Annotated in this window: 15 protein-coding genes; 12 read left to right on the forward strand and 3 right to left on the reverse strand. The window is 62.0% G+C overall.

Annotated elements, in window-relative coordinates; genetic code table 11:
• Positions 1-111 precede the first annotated feature (111 nt).
• Entirely contained in the window at positions 112-2,313 is a 2,202-nt protein-coding gene (locus tag BLU35_RS03395; RefSeq protein ID WP_057250398.1) for a transglycosylase domain-containing protein, read from the reverse strand.
• Between the two features lie 163 nt (positions 2,314-2,476).
• Here BLU35_RS03395 and BLU35_RS03400 point away from each other — a divergent pair, with 163 nt between their 5' ends.
• A complete protein-coding gene (locus BLU35_RS03400; RefSeq protein WP_057251076.1) occupies positions 2,477-2,944 on the forward strand; it encodes a YcgN family cysteine cluster protein in 468 nt (155 codons plus the stop codon).
• 190 nt (positions 2,945-3,134) lie between these two features.
• On the opposite strand, the gene BLU35_RS03405 is transcribed toward BLU35_RS03400, so the two are convergent.
• Together BLU35_RS03405 and BLU35_RS35530 are read right to left on the reverse strand one after the other, a co-directional pair.
• Entirely contained in the window at positions 3,135-3,473 is a 339-nt protein-coding gene (locus BLU35_RS03405) for an MmcQ/YjbR family DNA-binding protein (RefSeq protein ID WP_057250396.1), read from the reverse strand.
• A gap of 225 nt (positions 3,474-3,698) precedes the next feature.
• Positions 3,699-3,839, reverse strand: a complete 141-nt coding sequence (locus BLU35_RS35530; protein ID WP_173515957.1) for a hypothetical protein — start codon at positions 3,837-3,839, stop codon at positions 3,699-3,701.
• A 776-nt stretch (positions 3,840-4,615) separates the two neighbouring features.
• Between BLU35_RS35530 and feuN the strand changes: the two genes are divergently transcribed.
• The 11 genes from feuN to BLU35_RS03460 all read left to right on the forward strand — a co-directional run bounded on the left by feuN (position 4,616) and on the right by BLU35_RS03460 (position 16,134).
• Positions 4,616-4,870: a two-component system FeuPQ modulator FeuN gene (feuN, locus tag BLU35_RS03410; protein WP_057250394.1), complete on the forward strand. Its 255-nt coding sequence runs from the start codon at positions 4,616-4,618 to the stop codon at positions 4,868-4,870.
• A gap of 142 nt (positions 4,871-5,012) precedes the next feature.
• Complete coding sequence (gene feuP / locus BLU35_RS03415) at positions 5,013-5,684, forward strand: two-component system response regulator FeuP (protein ID WP_034789361.1); 672 nt, start codon at positions 5,013-5,015, stop codon at positions 5,682-5,684.
• Complete coding sequence (locus BLU35_RS03420) at positions 5,674-7,059, forward strand: ATP-binding protein (RefSeq protein ID WP_058325573.1); 1,386 nt, start codon at positions 5,674-5,676, stop codon at positions 7,057-7,059. The genes feuP and BLU35_RS03420 overlap by 11 nt, the downstream gene beginning before the upstream one ends.
• 217 nt (positions 7,060-7,276) lie before the next feature.
• Entirely contained in the window at positions 7,277-7,720 is a 444-nt protein-coding gene (locus BLU35_RS03425; RefSeq protein ID WP_058325574.1) for an RT0821/Lpp0805 family surface protein, read from the forward strand.
• A 132-nt stretch (positions 7,721-7,852) separates the two neighbouring features.
• Complete coding sequence (ccmI, locus tag BLU35_RS03430) at positions 7,853-8,995, forward strand: c-type cytochrome biogenesis protein CcmI (protein WP_093232120.1); 1,143 nt, start codon at positions 7,853-7,855, stop codon at positions 8,993-8,995.
• The gene (gene ccmE / locus BLU35_RS03435; RefSeq protein ID WP_057250386.1) at positions 8,992-9,444 is read left to right on the forward strand and encodes a cytochrome c maturation protein CcmE; all 453 of its coding nucleotides are present in this window, start codon (positions 8,992-8,994) and stop codon (positions 9,442-9,444) included. The genes ccmI and ccmE overlap by 4 nt, the downstream gene beginning before the upstream one ends.
• Positions 9,441-11,429 (forward strand): heme lyase CcmF/NrfE family subunit, encoded by a 1,989-nt coding sequence (locus BLU35_RS03440; protein ID WP_058325576.1) that lies wholly within the window; start codon positions 9,441-9,443, stop codon positions 11,427-11,429. The genes ccmE and BLU35_RS03440 overlap by 4 nt, the downstream gene beginning before the upstream one ends.
• Positions 11,426-11,881, forward strand: a complete 456-nt coding sequence (locus BLU35_RS03445; protein ID WP_058320294.1) for a cytochrome c-type biogenesis protein — start codon at positions 11,426-11,428, stop codon at positions 11,879-11,881. Before BLU35_RS03440 ends, BLU35_RS03445 begins: the two co-directional genes overlap by 4 nt.
• Before the next feature lie 340 nt (positions 11,882-12,221).
• The gene (locus tag BLU35_RS03450) at positions 12,222-13,781 is read left to right on the forward strand and encodes a Do family serine endopeptidase (protein WP_093232121.1); all 1,560 of its coding nucleotides are present in this window, start codon (positions 12,222-12,224) and stop codon (positions 13,779-13,781) included.
• Between the two features lie 251 nt (positions 13,782-14,032).
• A complete protein-coding gene (locus BLU35_RS03455) occupies positions 14,033-14,731 on the forward strand; it encodes a response regulator transcription factor (RefSeq protein ID WP_093232122.1) in 699 nt (232 codons plus the stop codon).
• Positions 14,728-16,134, forward strand: a complete 1,407-nt coding sequence (locus tag BLU35_RS03460) for a sensor histidine kinase (protein WP_093232123.1) — start codon at positions 14,728-14,730, stop codon at positions 16,132-16,134. Before BLU35_RS03455 ends, BLU35_RS03460 begins: the two co-directional genes overlap by 4 nt.
• The last annotated feature ends 54 nt before the right edge of the window (positions 16,135-16,188 follow it).

Raw genomic sequence — 16,188 nt, forward strand, 5'->3', positions numbered from 1 at the left:
ACATGGGGTTGCCTCCATATCTCGCCGAAATTGGCGCCCGGCGCAACGGCGACTGACGGGGCGCGCGCGGCCTCACGATGAGATGGATGCCGCGGGCCTGGCCGGGAGACTTTAGTTGCTGGCGGCATTGGGGTCCGTCTGTCCGGAGCGTTTTTCTTCGGCAGCGCCGAGGGCGGCGAGCCTGCCGCCGGCCTTTTCTGGCGCTTTCAGTGCTGGGGCCTTTTCGAAGGTCTCGCCGATCGTGCGCAGCAAGCGGGTGACCTCGGCCGACAACGAGCGCGGGCGGACGAGTGGCGGCAGGGCGTTCTCGTCCGGCTTGGCCGTCGCGACCTCTGGCTGCTTCGCCGGCGCCGTCGGGGCGGTGACGCCGGGGATAGCGCGGTGCTCGATGCCTTGCTCGGCATAGTCCATTAGCCGCTTGAAGGTCATCGCCGGCAGGGAGCCGCCGGTCATGTTGTTGGTGGACGTGTAGTCGTCGTTGCCGAACCAGACGGCGGTCGTATAGTCGCCGGTGAAGCCGGCGAACCAGGCGTCGCGATAGGCCTGCGTCGTGCCTGTCTTGCCGCCGACGACAATGCCGTTGTCGAGCGCAGCCTTGCGCGCCGTGCCGATGATCGGAATCTGCGTCAGCATCGAATTCATCGATGTATTTGCGGTTTCCGAAAGCACGCGCCGCGCCGGCGGTTCGTCACGCCCGAAGTCGTAAAGAATGTCGCCGTCATAGTTGAGAATCTGGCTGATCCCGTGGCGGCGCGACTGCATGCCGCCGGCCGGAAACACGGCATAGGCGGTCGCCTGATCGAGCACTGTCACTTCGGAGGTACCGAGCGGCATCGTCTTGTCGGTGCGCAGCGGTGTTTCGATGCCCATTGCCTTGGCGGTCTGAGCGATCAGATCGGTGCCGAGCTTGTCCTTGGCGAGGCGCACGGGGATGGTGTTGATCGACTTGGCGATCGCCGTCAGGATGGTGATACGCCCGGCATAGCTGCGGCCGTAGTTCTGTGGTGACCAGCCGCGCCAAGTGATCGGTGCGTCGACGACGACCGTTTCCGGCGTCATGCCTTTTTCCATCGCCGCTGCGTAGGTGTAGACCTTGAAGGAAGAGCCTGGCTGGCGCAACGCGCGGGTCGCCCGGTTGAACTGGCTCTCGCCATAGTCGCGGCCGCCGACCATGGCCCGCAACGCGCCGCCATTTTCGATCATCACGAGCGCGCCCTGCTTCACATGGAAGCTCTCTCCATATTGGCGCAGGCTCGATTCGACCGAGTCCTCGGCAGCGTTCTGCAGGCCCATGTCGATCGTGGTGCGCACGATCAGCGAGTGCTGCGCGAAGGGACGGGCGATGCGCTGGACTTCGTCAAAGGCCCAATCGAGGAAGAAGTCGGGTGCCTTCACCTGGGCGCGATCGATCACGGTTGCGGGAGTGAGCCGCGCCGCAATCACCTGGCCTTCCGTCATCAGCCCGCCCTGGACGAGGTTGCTCAGAACCTCGTTGGCGCGTCCGCGCGCGGCCGGCAGGTTGACGTGCGGCGCGTAACGGGCCGGCGCCTTGAAGAGGCCGGCCAGCATCGCCGATTCCGCCAGGCTGACATCGGTGATCGACTTGCCGAAATAGAACTGCGCTGCCGCTGCCGCGCCGAAGGTGCCGCCGCCCATATAGGCGCGGTCGAGATAGAGCCTTAGGATTTCCTTCTTCGAAAGGTTGCATTCGAGCCAGACGGCAAGGAAGGCTTCCTTGATCTTGCGCTCGATCGTGCGTTCGTTGGTGAGGAACAGGTTCTTGGCGAGCTGCTGGGTCAGTGTCGAGCCGCCCTGGACGACACCGCCGGCGCGGGCATTCTCGGTCATCGCCCGGGCAAGGCCGAGGAAGTCGATGCCCCAATGGTCGAAGAAGCGGCGATCTTCGGTCGCCAGCACCGCCTTGATCAGATGGTCAGGCAGTTCGTCGATCGGCACGGAATCTTCGTGAATGATGCCGCGGTGGCCGATTTCATTGCCGTAGCGGTCGAGGAAGGTGACGGCGAAATCGCTCTGGGCGCGCCAGTTTCCCTTGGTTTCCTCGAAGGCGGGAAGCGCGAGCGCCAGCATCAGCACGGAGCCGACGGTGCCCCAGTTCATGCCTTCGCCGAGCACCTCGAAGACGACCTTTTTCCAGCCTGTGACGCGGAAACGGCGGAAGAAGATGGTGGTATCTTCCCACCATTGCGACAGCTTGAAGCCGGCATTCCAGACCGTGGAATCGATCCAGGAGTCGACCCTGAGAAAGATGTGCCGTTTTTTCGGCCGGTTATCGTCTTTCCTCGGTTCCCGCACGTCTCAACGTCCTGAAGGCTTTGTGGCATCATGCCGGCGCCGGGCAATATTTGCACGACGTCAAATTCCAATCTACTTGCATATCGCGCCGCCGGCCTTAAAAAACCGGCAATTTTCTGCGAAATTTCTGTATCGCGGGCTATTTGACGAAAGTGTGATGACGATGGGCGAAATGCCTTTCTGGAAGGCGAAAAGCCTTGAGGACATGACCAATACGGAGTGGGAAAGCCTTTGCGACGGCTGCGGGCTCTGTTGTCTGAACAAGCTGGAGGATTGGGATACCGGCGAGATCGCCTGGACCTCGATCCGTTGCACCTTGCTCGATGGCGAGAGCTGTCGTTGCAAGGACTATGAAAACCGGCAGGCGACGGTGCCCGATTGCATCCAACTGACACCCAAGGCCGTGCGCGAGATTACCTGGCTGCCGCCGACGTGCGGTTACCGCCTCGTTGCCGAGGGGCGCGATCTCTATTGGTGGCACCCGCTGGTTTCAGGCGACCCGGACACGGTTCATGCTGCAGGCATTTCGGTGCGTGGCCGCACCGTCGCCGAGGATGGCATCGATATCGAAGACTATGAAGATTATCTCGTCACCTGGCCGCTGGAAGTGGGACAGGAAAGCGTGGATTGAGAGGGGACCGGCCGGCGCTTCGCAATCGCCCTGAGAGCGGAGCGCTTTGCATTCCGGCGAGGCGGCTATCCGCTTTTCGAGCCAGCGTAATGCGCGTCGCGATCTTTCAGATTCGCGCCTTGCGCTTTAAGTTTTTGATATTTCGCATGTCGTTATCGCAAAACCGCTGCCCACTTTTGCGTGACAGGCTTTAATGGCTGCCACCGTTCTTCTTGACGAGGTTTTTCGGCGCGACGTTACGCCAGGCGGTTTCCATCGACTGGCGGACGAGACCTTCGTCCGCTTCGACGAAGTAGAATGAGGTCCAGCCGCGGTCTCCCCAGCCGCCGGGCACGGCAGCGCAGACCCCGGGCTCCATTTCCAGAAGCATGCGCTGCTGGTCAGGCGTGAATTTGAAGACCGCGCGACCCGCTTCCGGCAAGCTCATAAAAATGCGCTTTCCCACCCGGAAGTCCCGTGTGCCGAAATGCGCGTTTTCTTCCGTTCCCGGCAAGCTTAGCGCGAGTTTTTCGATCTCTTCGGTTAGCATTCGGGAAGAGTAACATGGTTTTTCCGAATGGCCAAAAGGCTGAAAATCGCCACAAAAATCGAAGGGCCGCAGCATTTGCCACGGCGCCTATCCGTTCGAGCGGCGACGGAACACGCGGCATTGCAGGACGTGTTTCATCCCGACCCGAAGGTTCAACTCCGTGTTGCGTCTTCTCTATGTTGGGAGGGTCATGGCGCGCGACAATCGATGCGCCGTTGACAGGCGTTACTCAGCCGGTTGGATCGGCTTCGGGGTGCTTTCGCCGGCAGCGCGCATGGCGCGCCATTCGTTTTCGAAACGGTCGAGCAGCGATTGCGGTACTTTGGACTGCTGAGATGCGGGCTGGTTGTTGGCGAGCGTCTGCATCCGATCCTCCCGGGCCTATGACGGTTTCATGACGTTTGATGCGGCGGACAATTTCATATCGTAAAGACTTTGTAAATCAGTGGCTTAAATCATTTAAACGATTGAAAAATATTTAAATCGATTAATTTTTCGTTGATCCACAGCCGTCCGTCAATTCACAGATGTGGTAGTTCAGATGCGACTAAATTGGCTGTTCTTTTGAAGTAATTTTGCGAACGTCTATTCTTTGTACGCGAACGCCAAGCTTCACGTATTCAGGCACGAATAGGATGTGCCGAACGTCGGCACGCTGCCGGAATCGGGCTGCGATCGACTTGACTCAACCTCGCAGGGTGTTGACTCAGTTTTCGAACGATCGCCGCCAAGGGATTCAAAGGAATCGGGAATCGCTTCGTGCTTGATGTGCTGTCTCAGTGTTCGGGCTATGGCGGATGCCCTGGCCATCGCGACGCGCGAGCCTATGACGACGTCTGAAGTCTAGCGAAACATACTTAACAAAAGGCTGCCACGACCAAGGCCGGTGAGCTTCAAGCTCTGTTCTCCCAGCAGCCGCGCAGATGAAACTGTCGCATGAAGTGGCTATCGCTTGCCGAACGAGGGCCTTGGCCCGGGTTCCGTCAGGGATGGAATCGCTGCAATCTAGGGTCGGAATTCCAGTTGAGTCTGTGGGTTTTCCAATGGGTTCCTGGTGGCTCGGAAGGCCGACATTCATTTGCCATTCAGCCTCATTCGGTTATTGCTTCTGCCATGATGCTTCCCAAGTCGAAAGTGCGTTCATGTCTTCACCAGTGATCATAGCCGCGCTTGCTGCAGGCCTCGCGGGCTTCAGCCCGCCTGCGATCAACGTGCCGTCGGATAATGTCGTCCGTGTGGCCGGCGATTGCAGCGCGGCCGCTGCACAGGTGGTCGCCGACACCGGCGGCGAGTTGTTGTCGGCACAACCGACGTCCGATGGCCAGTGCGTGATCACGGTGCTCGTTCCCGGTAACGGTGGGCGACCGAAAAAGGTGACCGTCAAGGTGCCGATGTAAGCGATCCCTGCAGTACCGTGCGTCTTGTCCGATGCGAAAAGGTCGCTGCAGTGCTTTGAATGCCTGCATGTTTCTGTCCTTAAATCGGCTAGGATTTAGCGAAACAAGCAGCGGGGATGGCCGCGAGAGGAAGTAGAGGCGAATGCGCATTCTGATTGTCGAGGACGACGCCAACCTGAACCGGCAGCTCGCCGAAGTGCTGAAGGAGGCCGGCTATGTCGTCGATCAGGCCTATGACGGCGAGGAGGGGCACTATCTCGGCGACGCCGAGCCCTACGATGCCGTGATCCTCGATATCGGCCTGCCGGAGATGGATGGCATCACGGTTCTGGAGAAGTGGCGGGGCGATGGCAAGACCATGCCGGTGCTGATCCTGACGGCGCGCGATCGCTGGAGCGACAAGGTCGCGGGCATCGATGCCGGCGCCGACGACTATGTTGCCAAGCCCTTTCATGTCGAAGAGGTTCTCGCTCGCATCCGCGCCCTGATCCGTCGTGCTGCCGGCCATGCAAGCTCGGAGATCGTCTGCGGCCCGGTGCGCCTCGATACCAAGGGTTCCAAGGCAACCGTCGATGGCGTGGCCCTCAAGCTGACGTCGCACGAGTTCCGGCTGCTTTCCTATCTCATGCACCACATGGGCCAGGTCGTTTCGCGCACGGAACTGGTCGAGCATATGTACGACCAGGATTTTGACCGCGATTCCAATACGATCGAAGTGTTCATCGGCCGGCTGCGCAAGAAGATCGGTAACGACCTGATCGAAACGGTGCGCGGTCTCGGATACCGAATGCAAGCGCCGGGCAATGGCAATTAGATCGCTCACAGCCCGCGTATTGGCGGTTTCCACCGTCTGGGCGGTCGTCGCCCTGGTCGTGATCGGCGTGGTCATTTCCGAACTCTATCGGCAGGGCTCCGAGCGCGGCTTCAAGGACCTCTTGCGCGCGCAGCTTTTCAATGTCGTCAATTCGATTTCGGTCAACGAGAAGACGGTCCTCTCTGGAAGCCCGCAGCTCGGCGATCTCCGCTTTTCGCAGCCGCAGACCGGCTGGTACTGGATCGTCGATCCGATCGGCGAATTCGACACACCGCCCTTGATCTCGACGTCGCTCGGCAACGGCAAGCTGCCGATCGCCAGCGTCGATGAGGTTCCGTTCGACACCGGCTACGTCCGGTTCTACACCACCAAGGATCCGTTCGGTAACGAGGTCGAGGTGTCCGAGACCGAGGTCGTGCTCGACATTCAAGGCCACACCGCGCGTTTTCGCGTGGCTGGCAACCGCGACGTGCTCGAAGCCGACATCAATCGCTTCACCCGCAACCTGACCATCGCGCTCTCCATCTTCGGTCTCGGCGGTCTCGGGGTGAACGCGCTGACCATCCTCTTCGGCCTGCGTCCGCTCGATCAGGTCCGCCGCTCCCTGGAGAAGATCCGCACCGGCGAAAGCGAAAGGCTCGACGGGGCCTTCCCGCGTGAAATCCAGCCGCTTGCCAACGAAGTCAACGCCTTGATCGACAGCAACCGCCGCATCGTCGAGCGTGCGCGCATGCAGGTCGGCAACCTCGCGCATTCCTTGAAGACCCCGATCGCCGTGCTCCTCAACGAGGCCCGCGTGCTGGATGCATCGCACGGCGAACTGGTGCGCAGCCAAGTCGATGCGATGCAGATGCAGGTTCAGTCCTATCTCAGCCGCGCGCGGATCGCGGCGCAGCGGGAATCCGTCCTGGCGAGGACCGAGGCGCAGCCGGCGCTCGAACGCCTGGTTCGGGTGATGCGCAAGCTCAACCCGGAAAAGCAGGTCCATCTGTCAATCAACCCGCCGGGATTGGTGCTCGCGATGGAGTTGCAGGACGTCGAGGAAACCGTTGGCAACCTGCTTGAAAATGCCGCCCGCCACGCCCGTGGCGAGGTGTGGCTGAACGTGCGGCCGGCGCCGATCGAGCTGCATGCGAAGGAGCCCGGGAGGCAGTGGATCGTGCTCGACATCGATGATGACGGCCCGGGGCTCAATCCCGACCAGATTGCGCTGGCGATGAAGCGCGGCAAGCGGCTTGACGAAAGCAAGCCTGGAACCGGGCTCGGGCTTTCGATCGTCAGCGAGATCGTGCGGGAATATCAAGGCACCATTGAGCTGTCGCGACGGGACGAAGGAGGCTTGCGCGCGCAGCTCCTGTTGCCGGCCGCGGCCTAGTGCAAGATGAGGAAGGGCGTACGCGGTTTCGTGATCTAGGTGTCACACCCGTGCTCGAAAATGTCACATCGGCAGGGCACGCCGTTGCCTCGGCAGGCGGGGAATGCCAAAAGAAAATCAAGGACAAGTCGTCATTTGACCCGAATGCATGGGGTTCTTGAATGCGGCTTCGGATAGGGATGATTGAGTGTCGCGGATCATGAGGAACCAGGCAGAAATGACACGGACTTTTGTCGTTGGCGGTAGGATCGTGGTGATCGCGTCGGCCGTGGCTCTTGCCGGTTGCGGCACCACCTCGGGCGGCAAGGGTGGTGTCGCCGGCCTCGGTTCGACCGCGACCCGCGCTGTCTCCTCGACAACCTACATCGCTGCGCTTCAGGGCGGCGTGATCGGTCGCCTTGCCGATCTCGATATCGGTACGTCCGACCGCCAGCGGGCGCTTGAGGCGGAGTATCGCGCACTCGAGGCGGCACCGGGTGGCCAGCCTGTGACCTGGAACGGACGCGGCGTCAGCGGCTCCGTCGTTGCGGCCGCTCCCTATCAGGTCGGATCGCAGAATTGCCGCCAGTACAGCCATACCGTCACGGTCAAGACCCAGGCGAAGACGGCCCGGGGTGCCGCGTGCCGCAATCCCGACGGCAGCTGGACGCCGCTGACCTGAGCGCAGCTTCTCTGAGGCGTCCGAGCGTTGTCAGGGACGGGCTTGGCCGGCCGTTGCGGCGAAACGCCTCAAATCTCCGTCATGACGGGTTTTCGAGTTGGAATGGCATGGGCCTCATAGTATTGAGCGTCCATGTTGTTCTGGATCCTCGTCGCCACTTTGACGGCGGCCGTCGCCGCCGTGCTGATCCTCCCGCTGATGCGGGCAGGGGAAGCCCCATCGTCTCCCCACAGCCATGACATCGAGGTCTATCGCGACCAGCTCGACGAACTGAAGCGCGATCAGGACAGCGGTCTGATCGGCAGCGACGATGCCGAGCTTGCGCGCGCCGAAGTGGCGCGCCGACTGCTGGCAGCCGGCGACAGCGATCGCGCTGTGGCGACGGCTGTTTCGCCACGGCGCGGGGCCAATCGTCTGGCGCAGATATTCGTGCTCCTCTGTCTTCCCGCGGTTGGGCTCTGTCTTTATTTGCTGACCGGCAGCCCGGGCGTGCCGGCGCAGCCGCTTGCCGCTCGTCTTGCCGATCCCAACGGCGACATCAATGTCCTGATCGCCAAGGCAGAAAACCACCTTGCGGTGAACCCGAACGACGGCGCCGGTTGGGATCTGCTCGCACCGATCTACATGCGCAACGGCCGCATTGAGGAAGCGGTTGACGCCTATGACCGGGCGATCCGCTTGCTGGGGCCGACGCCGGCGCGTCTCGGCGGATACGCGGAGGCGCTCGTTGTGCAATCCGACGGCCTCGTGACGACGAAGGCGCAGGAGGCGCTCCGGCAGGCACTGACGCTCGACCCCAATGATCCGCGCTCGGAATTCTACCTTGCCCTCGGTCTCAAGCAGGAAGGCAAGAAGGAGGAGGCGCTGACTGCCTTCAACAGGCTGGTCGCGACGTCGCCTGCGGACGCGCCATGGCTGCGGCTGGTCAAGCAGCATGTGGCAGAGCTGACGGGCGCCGGCACCAGCAGCGCTGCCGCACCTGGCAATCCGAACGCCGAGGATGTCGCTGCCGCCGAGAGCATGAGCTCCGGCGATCGTCAGGAAATGATCCGCGGCATGGTCGAAAGCCTCGAAAGCCGCCTCAAGGAAAATCCAGATAACCTCGAAGGCTGGGCGCGACTGATCCGCTCCCATGTTGTCCTTGATCAACGAGACAAGGCCGCGGCAGCGCTAAAGGAGGGCCTGAAGACCTTCCCGGCCGATGGCGACGGGGGCAAACAGCTCCTGACGCTTGCTCGTGAACTCGGGATTGCGACCGATGGAGTGACGCAATGACGCGCAAACAAAAAAGACTGGCGATCATCGGCGGCGGCGTCGGCTTCCTGGTTCTCGCAGCCTTTCTTGTCATGTTCGCCTTCAGCCAGGCGATCGCCTATTTCTACGTGCCGAGCGATCTCGCCAAGGCGAACGTCTCTCCGGGTACGCGCATCCGCCTCGGCGGTGTGGTTGAAGGGGGGTCGGTGAAACGCGGCGACAGCAAGACGGTCACCTTTACCGTCACCGATACGCTTGCCGGCGTGCCGGTAACCTACACGGGCATCCTGCCCGACCTGTTCCGCGAAGGGCAGGGCGTGGTGACGGAGGGAGCCTTCGTTCAAGGGAGTTCCGTCTTCGTGGCGGATACGGTTCTCGCCAAGCATGACGAGACCTATATGCCGAAGGACGTCGCCGACCGCTTGAAGGCCCAGGGCGTTGAGCTCAGCGGGAAGGAAACCATTAAATGATCATCGAGCTCGGACACTACGCGCTGGTCCTGGCATTGGCGACCGCGGTCATCCAGGCCGCTTTGCCGATCCTCGGAGCACGGCTGAACGATCGCGGCTTGATGGAACTGGCGTCAAGCGCAGCGGTCGCCTGTTTTCTGCTGGTCGCTTTCGCTTTCGTTGTGCTCACCTTCGCCTATGTGACCTCGGACTTCTCGGTTCGCAACGTCTGGGAAAACTCCCATTCCCTGAAGCCGCTGATCTACAAGATCTCGGGTGTGTGGGGGAACCACGAGGGATCGATGCTGCTGTGGCTGCTGATCCTGACGTTCTTCTCGGCACTGGTCGCAGCCTTCGGGCGCAACCTGCCGGAAACGCTGAAGGCGAATGTGCTTGCGGTCCAGGCCTGGATCGCGATGGCCTTTGCGCTCTTCATTTTGCTGACGTCCAATCCGTTTGCGCGGTTGATCCCGGCGCCTGGTGAAGGCAAGGACCTGAACCCGATCCTCCAGGATGTCGGCCTCGCCATTCATCCGCCGCTGCTCTACCTCGGTTATGTCGGCTTCTCCGTCTGCTTCTCCTTCGCGATCGCGGCATTGATCGAGGGCCGCATCGATGCCGCCTGGGCGCGCTGGGTGCGCCCGTGGACGCTTGCCGCTTGGACGTTCCTTACTGCCGGCATTTCCATGGGCTCCTACTGGGCCTACTACGAGCTTGGCTGGGGCGGCTGGTGGTTCTGGGACCCGGTGGAAAACGCGTCCTTCATGCCCTGGCTCGCGGGCACGGCGCTGCTGCATTCGGCCCTGGTCATGGAGAAGCGCGAAGCGCTGAAGATCTGGACCGTGCTGCTCGCGATCATGACCTTCTCGCTGTCGCTGCTCGGCACCTTCCTCGTGCGTTCAGGCGTGCTGACCTCGGTTCATGCCTTCGCCACGGATCCGACCCGCGGCATCTTCATTCTCGCCATCCTCGTCTTCTTCATCGGCGGCGCCTTCACACTCTTCGCTTTGCGCGCCTCGCACCTGAAAGCCGGCGGCATCTTCGCGCCGATTTCGCGCGAGGGCGCGCTGGTCTTCAACAACCTGATCCTGACGACGGCGACCGCAACGGTTTTGACCGGCACGCTTTATCCGCTGGTGCTGGAGGCGCTCACCGGCGACAAGATCTCCGTCGGTCCGCCGTTCTTCAACATGACCTTCGGTCTCTTGATGCTGCCGCTGCTCTTCGCCGTGCCGTTCGGTCCATTGCTCGCCTGGAAGCGCGGTGACCTCGTCGGCGTCGCCCAGCGGCTCTTCGCTGCGGTTGCGATAGGTCTCGTCTTCGGTACTGGCTACTATTACGCAATGAATGGCGGCCCGGTCCTGGCGGTCTTCGGCATCGCTCTTGGCGTCTATCTGATCGCCGGTTCCCTGACGGATCTCGGCTTGCGCTCCGGTCTTGGCAAGGTCGCGGGCAACGTGGCCTGGCGGCGCTTCACCGGCCTGCCGCGCTCCGCCTTCGGCACGGCGCTTGCCCACATTGGCCTCGGCGTCACCCTGATCGGCATCGTCGCCGTCACGGCGTTCGAAACCGAGACCGTGGTCGAGATGAAGCCCGGCATGACGGTCGATGCCGGTGGCTACACCCTGCGCTTCGATGGCATGCGTAACGGTAGCGGCCCGAACTACACCGAAGAATCCGGTCACTTTACCATCAGCCGCGGCGGCGTTGCCGTGTCCGAAGTCTGGTCGTCGAAGCGTCTTTATCAGGCACGCCGCATGCCGACGACGGAGGCCGGCATCCGGACCTTCGGGCTCAGCCAGCTCTATGTTTCGCTCGGTGACCAGATCAGCGAAGGCGGTATCGTCGTGCGCATCTGGTGGAAGCCGATGATCCTTTGCATCTGGGGCGGAACGCTGTTCATGATATCAGGCGGTTTCGTGTCCTTGAGCGACCGTCGCCTGCGGGTCGGCGCGCCGACCCGGGCGAAGCGGCCGAAGACAGTACCGGTGGGAGCTGCCGAATGATCCGTCTGCTGCTAGCGCTCCTGCTGCTCCTCTCGCCTGTTGGCTCGGCCTTCGCGGTCAATCCGGACGAGGTACTCGCCGATCCCGCGCTGGAGGCGCGTGCCCGTGCAATCTCGGCCGAGCTGCGCTGCATGGTCTGCCAGAACCAATCGATCGACGATTCCAATGCCGAGCTCGCCAAGGACCTGCGGGTGCTCGTGCGCGAGCGCTTGGCCAATGGCGACAGCGATGAAGCGGTGATCGATTATGTCGTGTCCCGTTACGGCGAATTCGTGCTGCTGAAGCCGCGCTTCGAGACAAAGACGCTGATCCTGTGGGGCATGCCGGCGACCCTGCTGCTCGTCGGGGCGATCACCCTTGTCATTGCGGCCCGCCGCCGCGGAGCCCAAGCAAAGGGAACGCCGCTTTCCGAGGATGAAAAGGAAAAGCTGAAGAAACTGCTTCAGCCCTGACGTCTGCCAAAAGCGACGTGGCGCAATTTGCCGCTTCGCGCTCCTCGTCTCCAGGCCAACATGTTGAAACCGTTGGGGATCTCTCCGGTTGGAGAGCGGAGCCATTTGTGATGGCCCACGCTTTGGAACGGGCTTGAGCAGCGTCCATCTTCGCTGTCGCCGAACATTACCAAAAATTCATCTTCCGGACAGAACTCAGTAAGGTCCCATCCGTTACATCTTTCGTCATCGGCTGCCCCTCCAGTCAGCCAACCGAGCTCGTCTTCCCTGAGACGGGCATCGCAACCAGGTTTCGGTGCGGCCGCTCAGGCAGCATCAAGGAAGAGAAAAGGCAAAACGGATGTTTACGACCAAATCCCTGCGTCCCTCCCTCAAGACCGTTCTGAAGGCCTCGACGGTTGCCGGCCTTGCCGCCGTCATGCTGACCTCCGGCCTGCCGGCGCGCGTCTCCCAGTCCTCTGCGGAAGCGGTGAAGGTGGAAGCACCGTCGGTGCCGAGCTTTGCCAATGTCGTCGAGGCGGTTTCGCCGGCCGTCGTTTCGGTGCGCGTTCAGTCGCGCGTCAATCCGGTTTCCGAAGAGGGCAACAACTTCACCTTCGATTTCAATGGTCGCGGTTTCGACGATCTGCCTGATGACCACCCGCTGAAGCGCTTCTTCAAGGAATTCGGCCCGCGCGATGGTGACCGTGCTGAGCGCGGCGGCCCGGGTCGCCGTGGTCCGCATGGCGAAGGCCGCCTGCGTCCGACTTCGCAAGGCTCCGGCTTCTTCATCTCCGAAGACGGCTACCTCGTCACCAACAACCACGTCGTCTCAGACGGCGCAGCCTTCACCGTCATCCTCAATGATGGCACCGAGCTCGACGCCAAGCTGATCGGCAAGGACAGCCGCACCGACCTCGCCGTGCTCAAGGTCGACGACAAGCGCAAGTTCACCTATGTCAGCTGGGCTGACGACAGCAAGGTCCGCGTCGGCGATTGGGTCGTGGCCGTTGGCAATCCGTTCGGCCTCGGCGGCACCGTCACCTCGGGCATTATCTCCGCCCGTGGCCGTGACATCGGCTCCGGCCCCTATGATGACTACCTGCAGGTCGACGCGGCCGTGAACCGCGGCAACTCGGGCGGCCCGACCTTCAATCTCTCCGGTGAAGTGGTCGGTATCAACACCGCGATCTTTTCGCCGTCGGGCGGCAACGTCGGTATCGCCTTCGCCATTCCCGCAGCGACTGCCAAGGACGTCGTCTCCGACCTGATCAAGGATGGTTCGGTTTCCCGCGGCTGGCTGGGCGTGCAGATCCAGCCGGTGACCAAGGACATCGCCGAATCGCTCGGCCTGGCTGAGGCAAGCGGCGCGCTCGTCGTCGAGCCGCAGGCCGGCTCTCCCGGTGAAAAGGCTGGCATCAAGAAGGGCGATGTTGTCACCGCTCTGAATGGCGACACGGTCAAGGATCCGCGTGATCTTGCCCGCAAGGTGGCCGCAATCCGTCCGGGCACGACCGTCGACCTCGCGCTGTGGCGCAACGGCAAGTCCGAAAGCGTGAAGCTGGAAATCGGCACCCTGCCGAAGGATGACAAGGAAGCAGCCAAGAGCCAGGACGACCAGTCCGAAGAAACGCAGCCTTCGAGCGAACAGGCGCTGGCTGACCTCGGTGTTACCGTCGTGCCGTCCGACGACGGCAAGGGCGTCACCATCGCTTCGGTCGATGAGGACTCCGATGCCAGCGACCGTGGCCTGAAGACGGGCGAGAAGATCGTCTCCGTCAACAATCAGGAGGTGAAGTCTGCCGACGATATCCTCAAGGTCATCAACGCTGCCAAGAAGGACGGCCGCAGCAAGGCGCTCTTCCAGATAGAGGCCGAGAACGGCAGCCGCTTCGTGGCCCTACCGATCGATCAGGGCTGATCGCGGCAGTCAATGATTGACCGGAGCGCCGCGATTTCCAAGTGATTTCGCGGCGCTCGCCGTTTGGAGCGGGATGAGGAAAGGTGTGTGCGGTTTTCCACCCGCATCCCGCTCTCACTTACGAAAATCGATCACGATGATTTTGGGTCCATACGACCGATGCTTTCGCGATCGAGGGCATTCGCCAATCCGGTTGTCTGGCCGGTTGTCGGAAGGCCGAAACGGGTTGAGACAGATAGGGGTCCGGGACTATGGTCGCGCGTATGAAGATTCTCATCATTGAAGACGATCCCGAGGCGGCAGCCTATCTGGCGAAAGCCTTCCGTGAGGCAGGCATCGTTTCCGATCACGCCAGCGACGGCGAGAGCGGCCTCTTCATGGCCAGCGAGAACAGCTACGATGTTCTGGTGATCGATCGCATGCTGCCGCGCCGTGATGGCCTGTCTGTGATCACCGAGCTCAGGCGCAAGGATATCCACACGCCGGTGCTGATCCTGTCGGCCCTCGGGCAGGTCGACGACCGTGTTACGGGCCTGCGGGCCGGCGGCGACGACTATCTCCCAAAGCCCTATGCCTTCAACGAGCTGCTGGCGCGTGTCGAGGTGCTCGGCCGCCGCAAGGGTACGCCCGAGCAGGACATGGTCTACCGCGTCGGCGATCTCGAACTCGACCGTCTGTCGCATTCCGTCCGCCGCCAGGGCAAGGAGATCCCGCTGCAGCCGCGTGAGTTTCGCTTGCTCGAATATCTCATGAAGAACGCCGGCCAGGTCGTCACCCGCACCATGCTGCTGGAAAACGTCTGGGACTATCACTTCGACCCGCAGACCAACGTCATCGACGTGCACGTGTCGCGGCTGCGCTCGAAGATCGAGAAGGACTTCGATGTACCGCTGCTGCGCACCGTGCGCGGCGCCGGCTATATGATCAAGGATGACCGGGCCCCCGCATGAGCAAGCTTCGCGTTCTCTTCAGAACGACCGCGGTTCGGCTTTCCGCCCTCTACCTCATCCTCTTTTCGCTCTGTGCGGCCTTCCTCGTCTTCTATGTCACCGGCATGTCGGAGCGGTTGCTGCAGCAGCAGACCCGCGATGCCGTGACTGCGGAAGTGGCGCAGATCGAGCAGGTCTACAACCGCGCCGGCATGAACGGTCTTCTGCGCTCGCTTGAACGCCGCGCGCGTCAGCCGGGCGCAAATCTCTATGTCATCGCCGGGCCGAGCGGCGAAATTCTTGCCGGCAACGTCGCAAGCCTCGAACCGGGACTGCTTGATAGCGAAGGCTGGACCGAACGTCCCTTCGCCTATCAGCGCTATACGGACGAGACGAAGAAGGACAGCCATGTGGCGCTCGCCCACGTGCTGGTGCTCGACAATGGTCTGCGCATTCTCGTCGGTCGCGATCTGCAGGAGCCGCAGAAGTTTCGCGCGCTGGTGCGTCAGGCGCTGATGGTGGCGCTCGGCGTCATGGGGCTTGGCGCGCTCGTCATCTGGTTCGGCATCGGCCGCAACGCCTTGAAGCGTATCGACCGCATGTCGGAGGCGAGCACCAAGATCATGGCCGGCGATCTCTCGCAGCGCCTGCCGATGAGCGGCTCCGGCGACGAGTTCGATCGGCTGTCGGAATCGCTGAATGCCATGCTCGGCCGCATCGAGAAGTTGAACGAAGGTCTGCGCCAAGTCTCCGATAACATCGCCCATGACTTGAAGACCCCGCTGACGCGCCTGCGCAACAAGGCGGAAGCCGCACTTGCCCGCAAGGGAACCAGCCAGCGCGGCGCGCTCGAGGAGATCATTGGCGAGTCCGATCAACTGATCCGGACCTTTAATGCTCTCTTGATGATTTCGCAGGTCGAGGCCGGCTCGTCCGCGGCCGAGATGAGCGAGGTCGACCTTTCTGAGATCGTTTCCGATTGCGTCGAATTGTACGAGCCCGTTGCAGAGGATGTCGGCTTGAAACTCGAAGCCGAGGTTATCAAGAACGTCGGGATATCGGGCAACCGCGAACTGATCGGACAGGCCCTCGGCAACCTCATCGACAACGCCATCAAATATGCTGACGGTGCGGACAATCCGCTGATCAAGGTCTCTCTGGAAAAGCGCGATGGGTATGTGCTGCTGTCTGTCGCCGATCATGGCCCTGGCATACCTGCAGCAATGCATGACGAGGTGGTGAAGCGCTTCGTTCGCCTGGATGAGAGCCGGTCCAAACCGGGCACGGGCCTCGGCCTGTCGCTGGTGGGGGCGGTCATGGAGACGCATCACGGCTCGCTGCGTCTTGCCGATACCGAGCCCGCGGCCGGCGACGGTGGCAAGGGTCTGACCGTGCAAATGGTTTTCCCGATGGCTGCAACCTGATAGACCGGTTCCCGGAGAAGAGGCGGTATGAGGAATGTGTGCGCGGTTGTTCCG

It is taken from the genome of Sinorhizobium sp. NFACC03 (assembly GCF_900103435.1).
In the GTDB taxonomy this organism is placed as follows: Bacteria; Pseudomonadota; Alphaproteobacteria; order Rhizobiales; family Rhizobiaceae; genus Ensifer.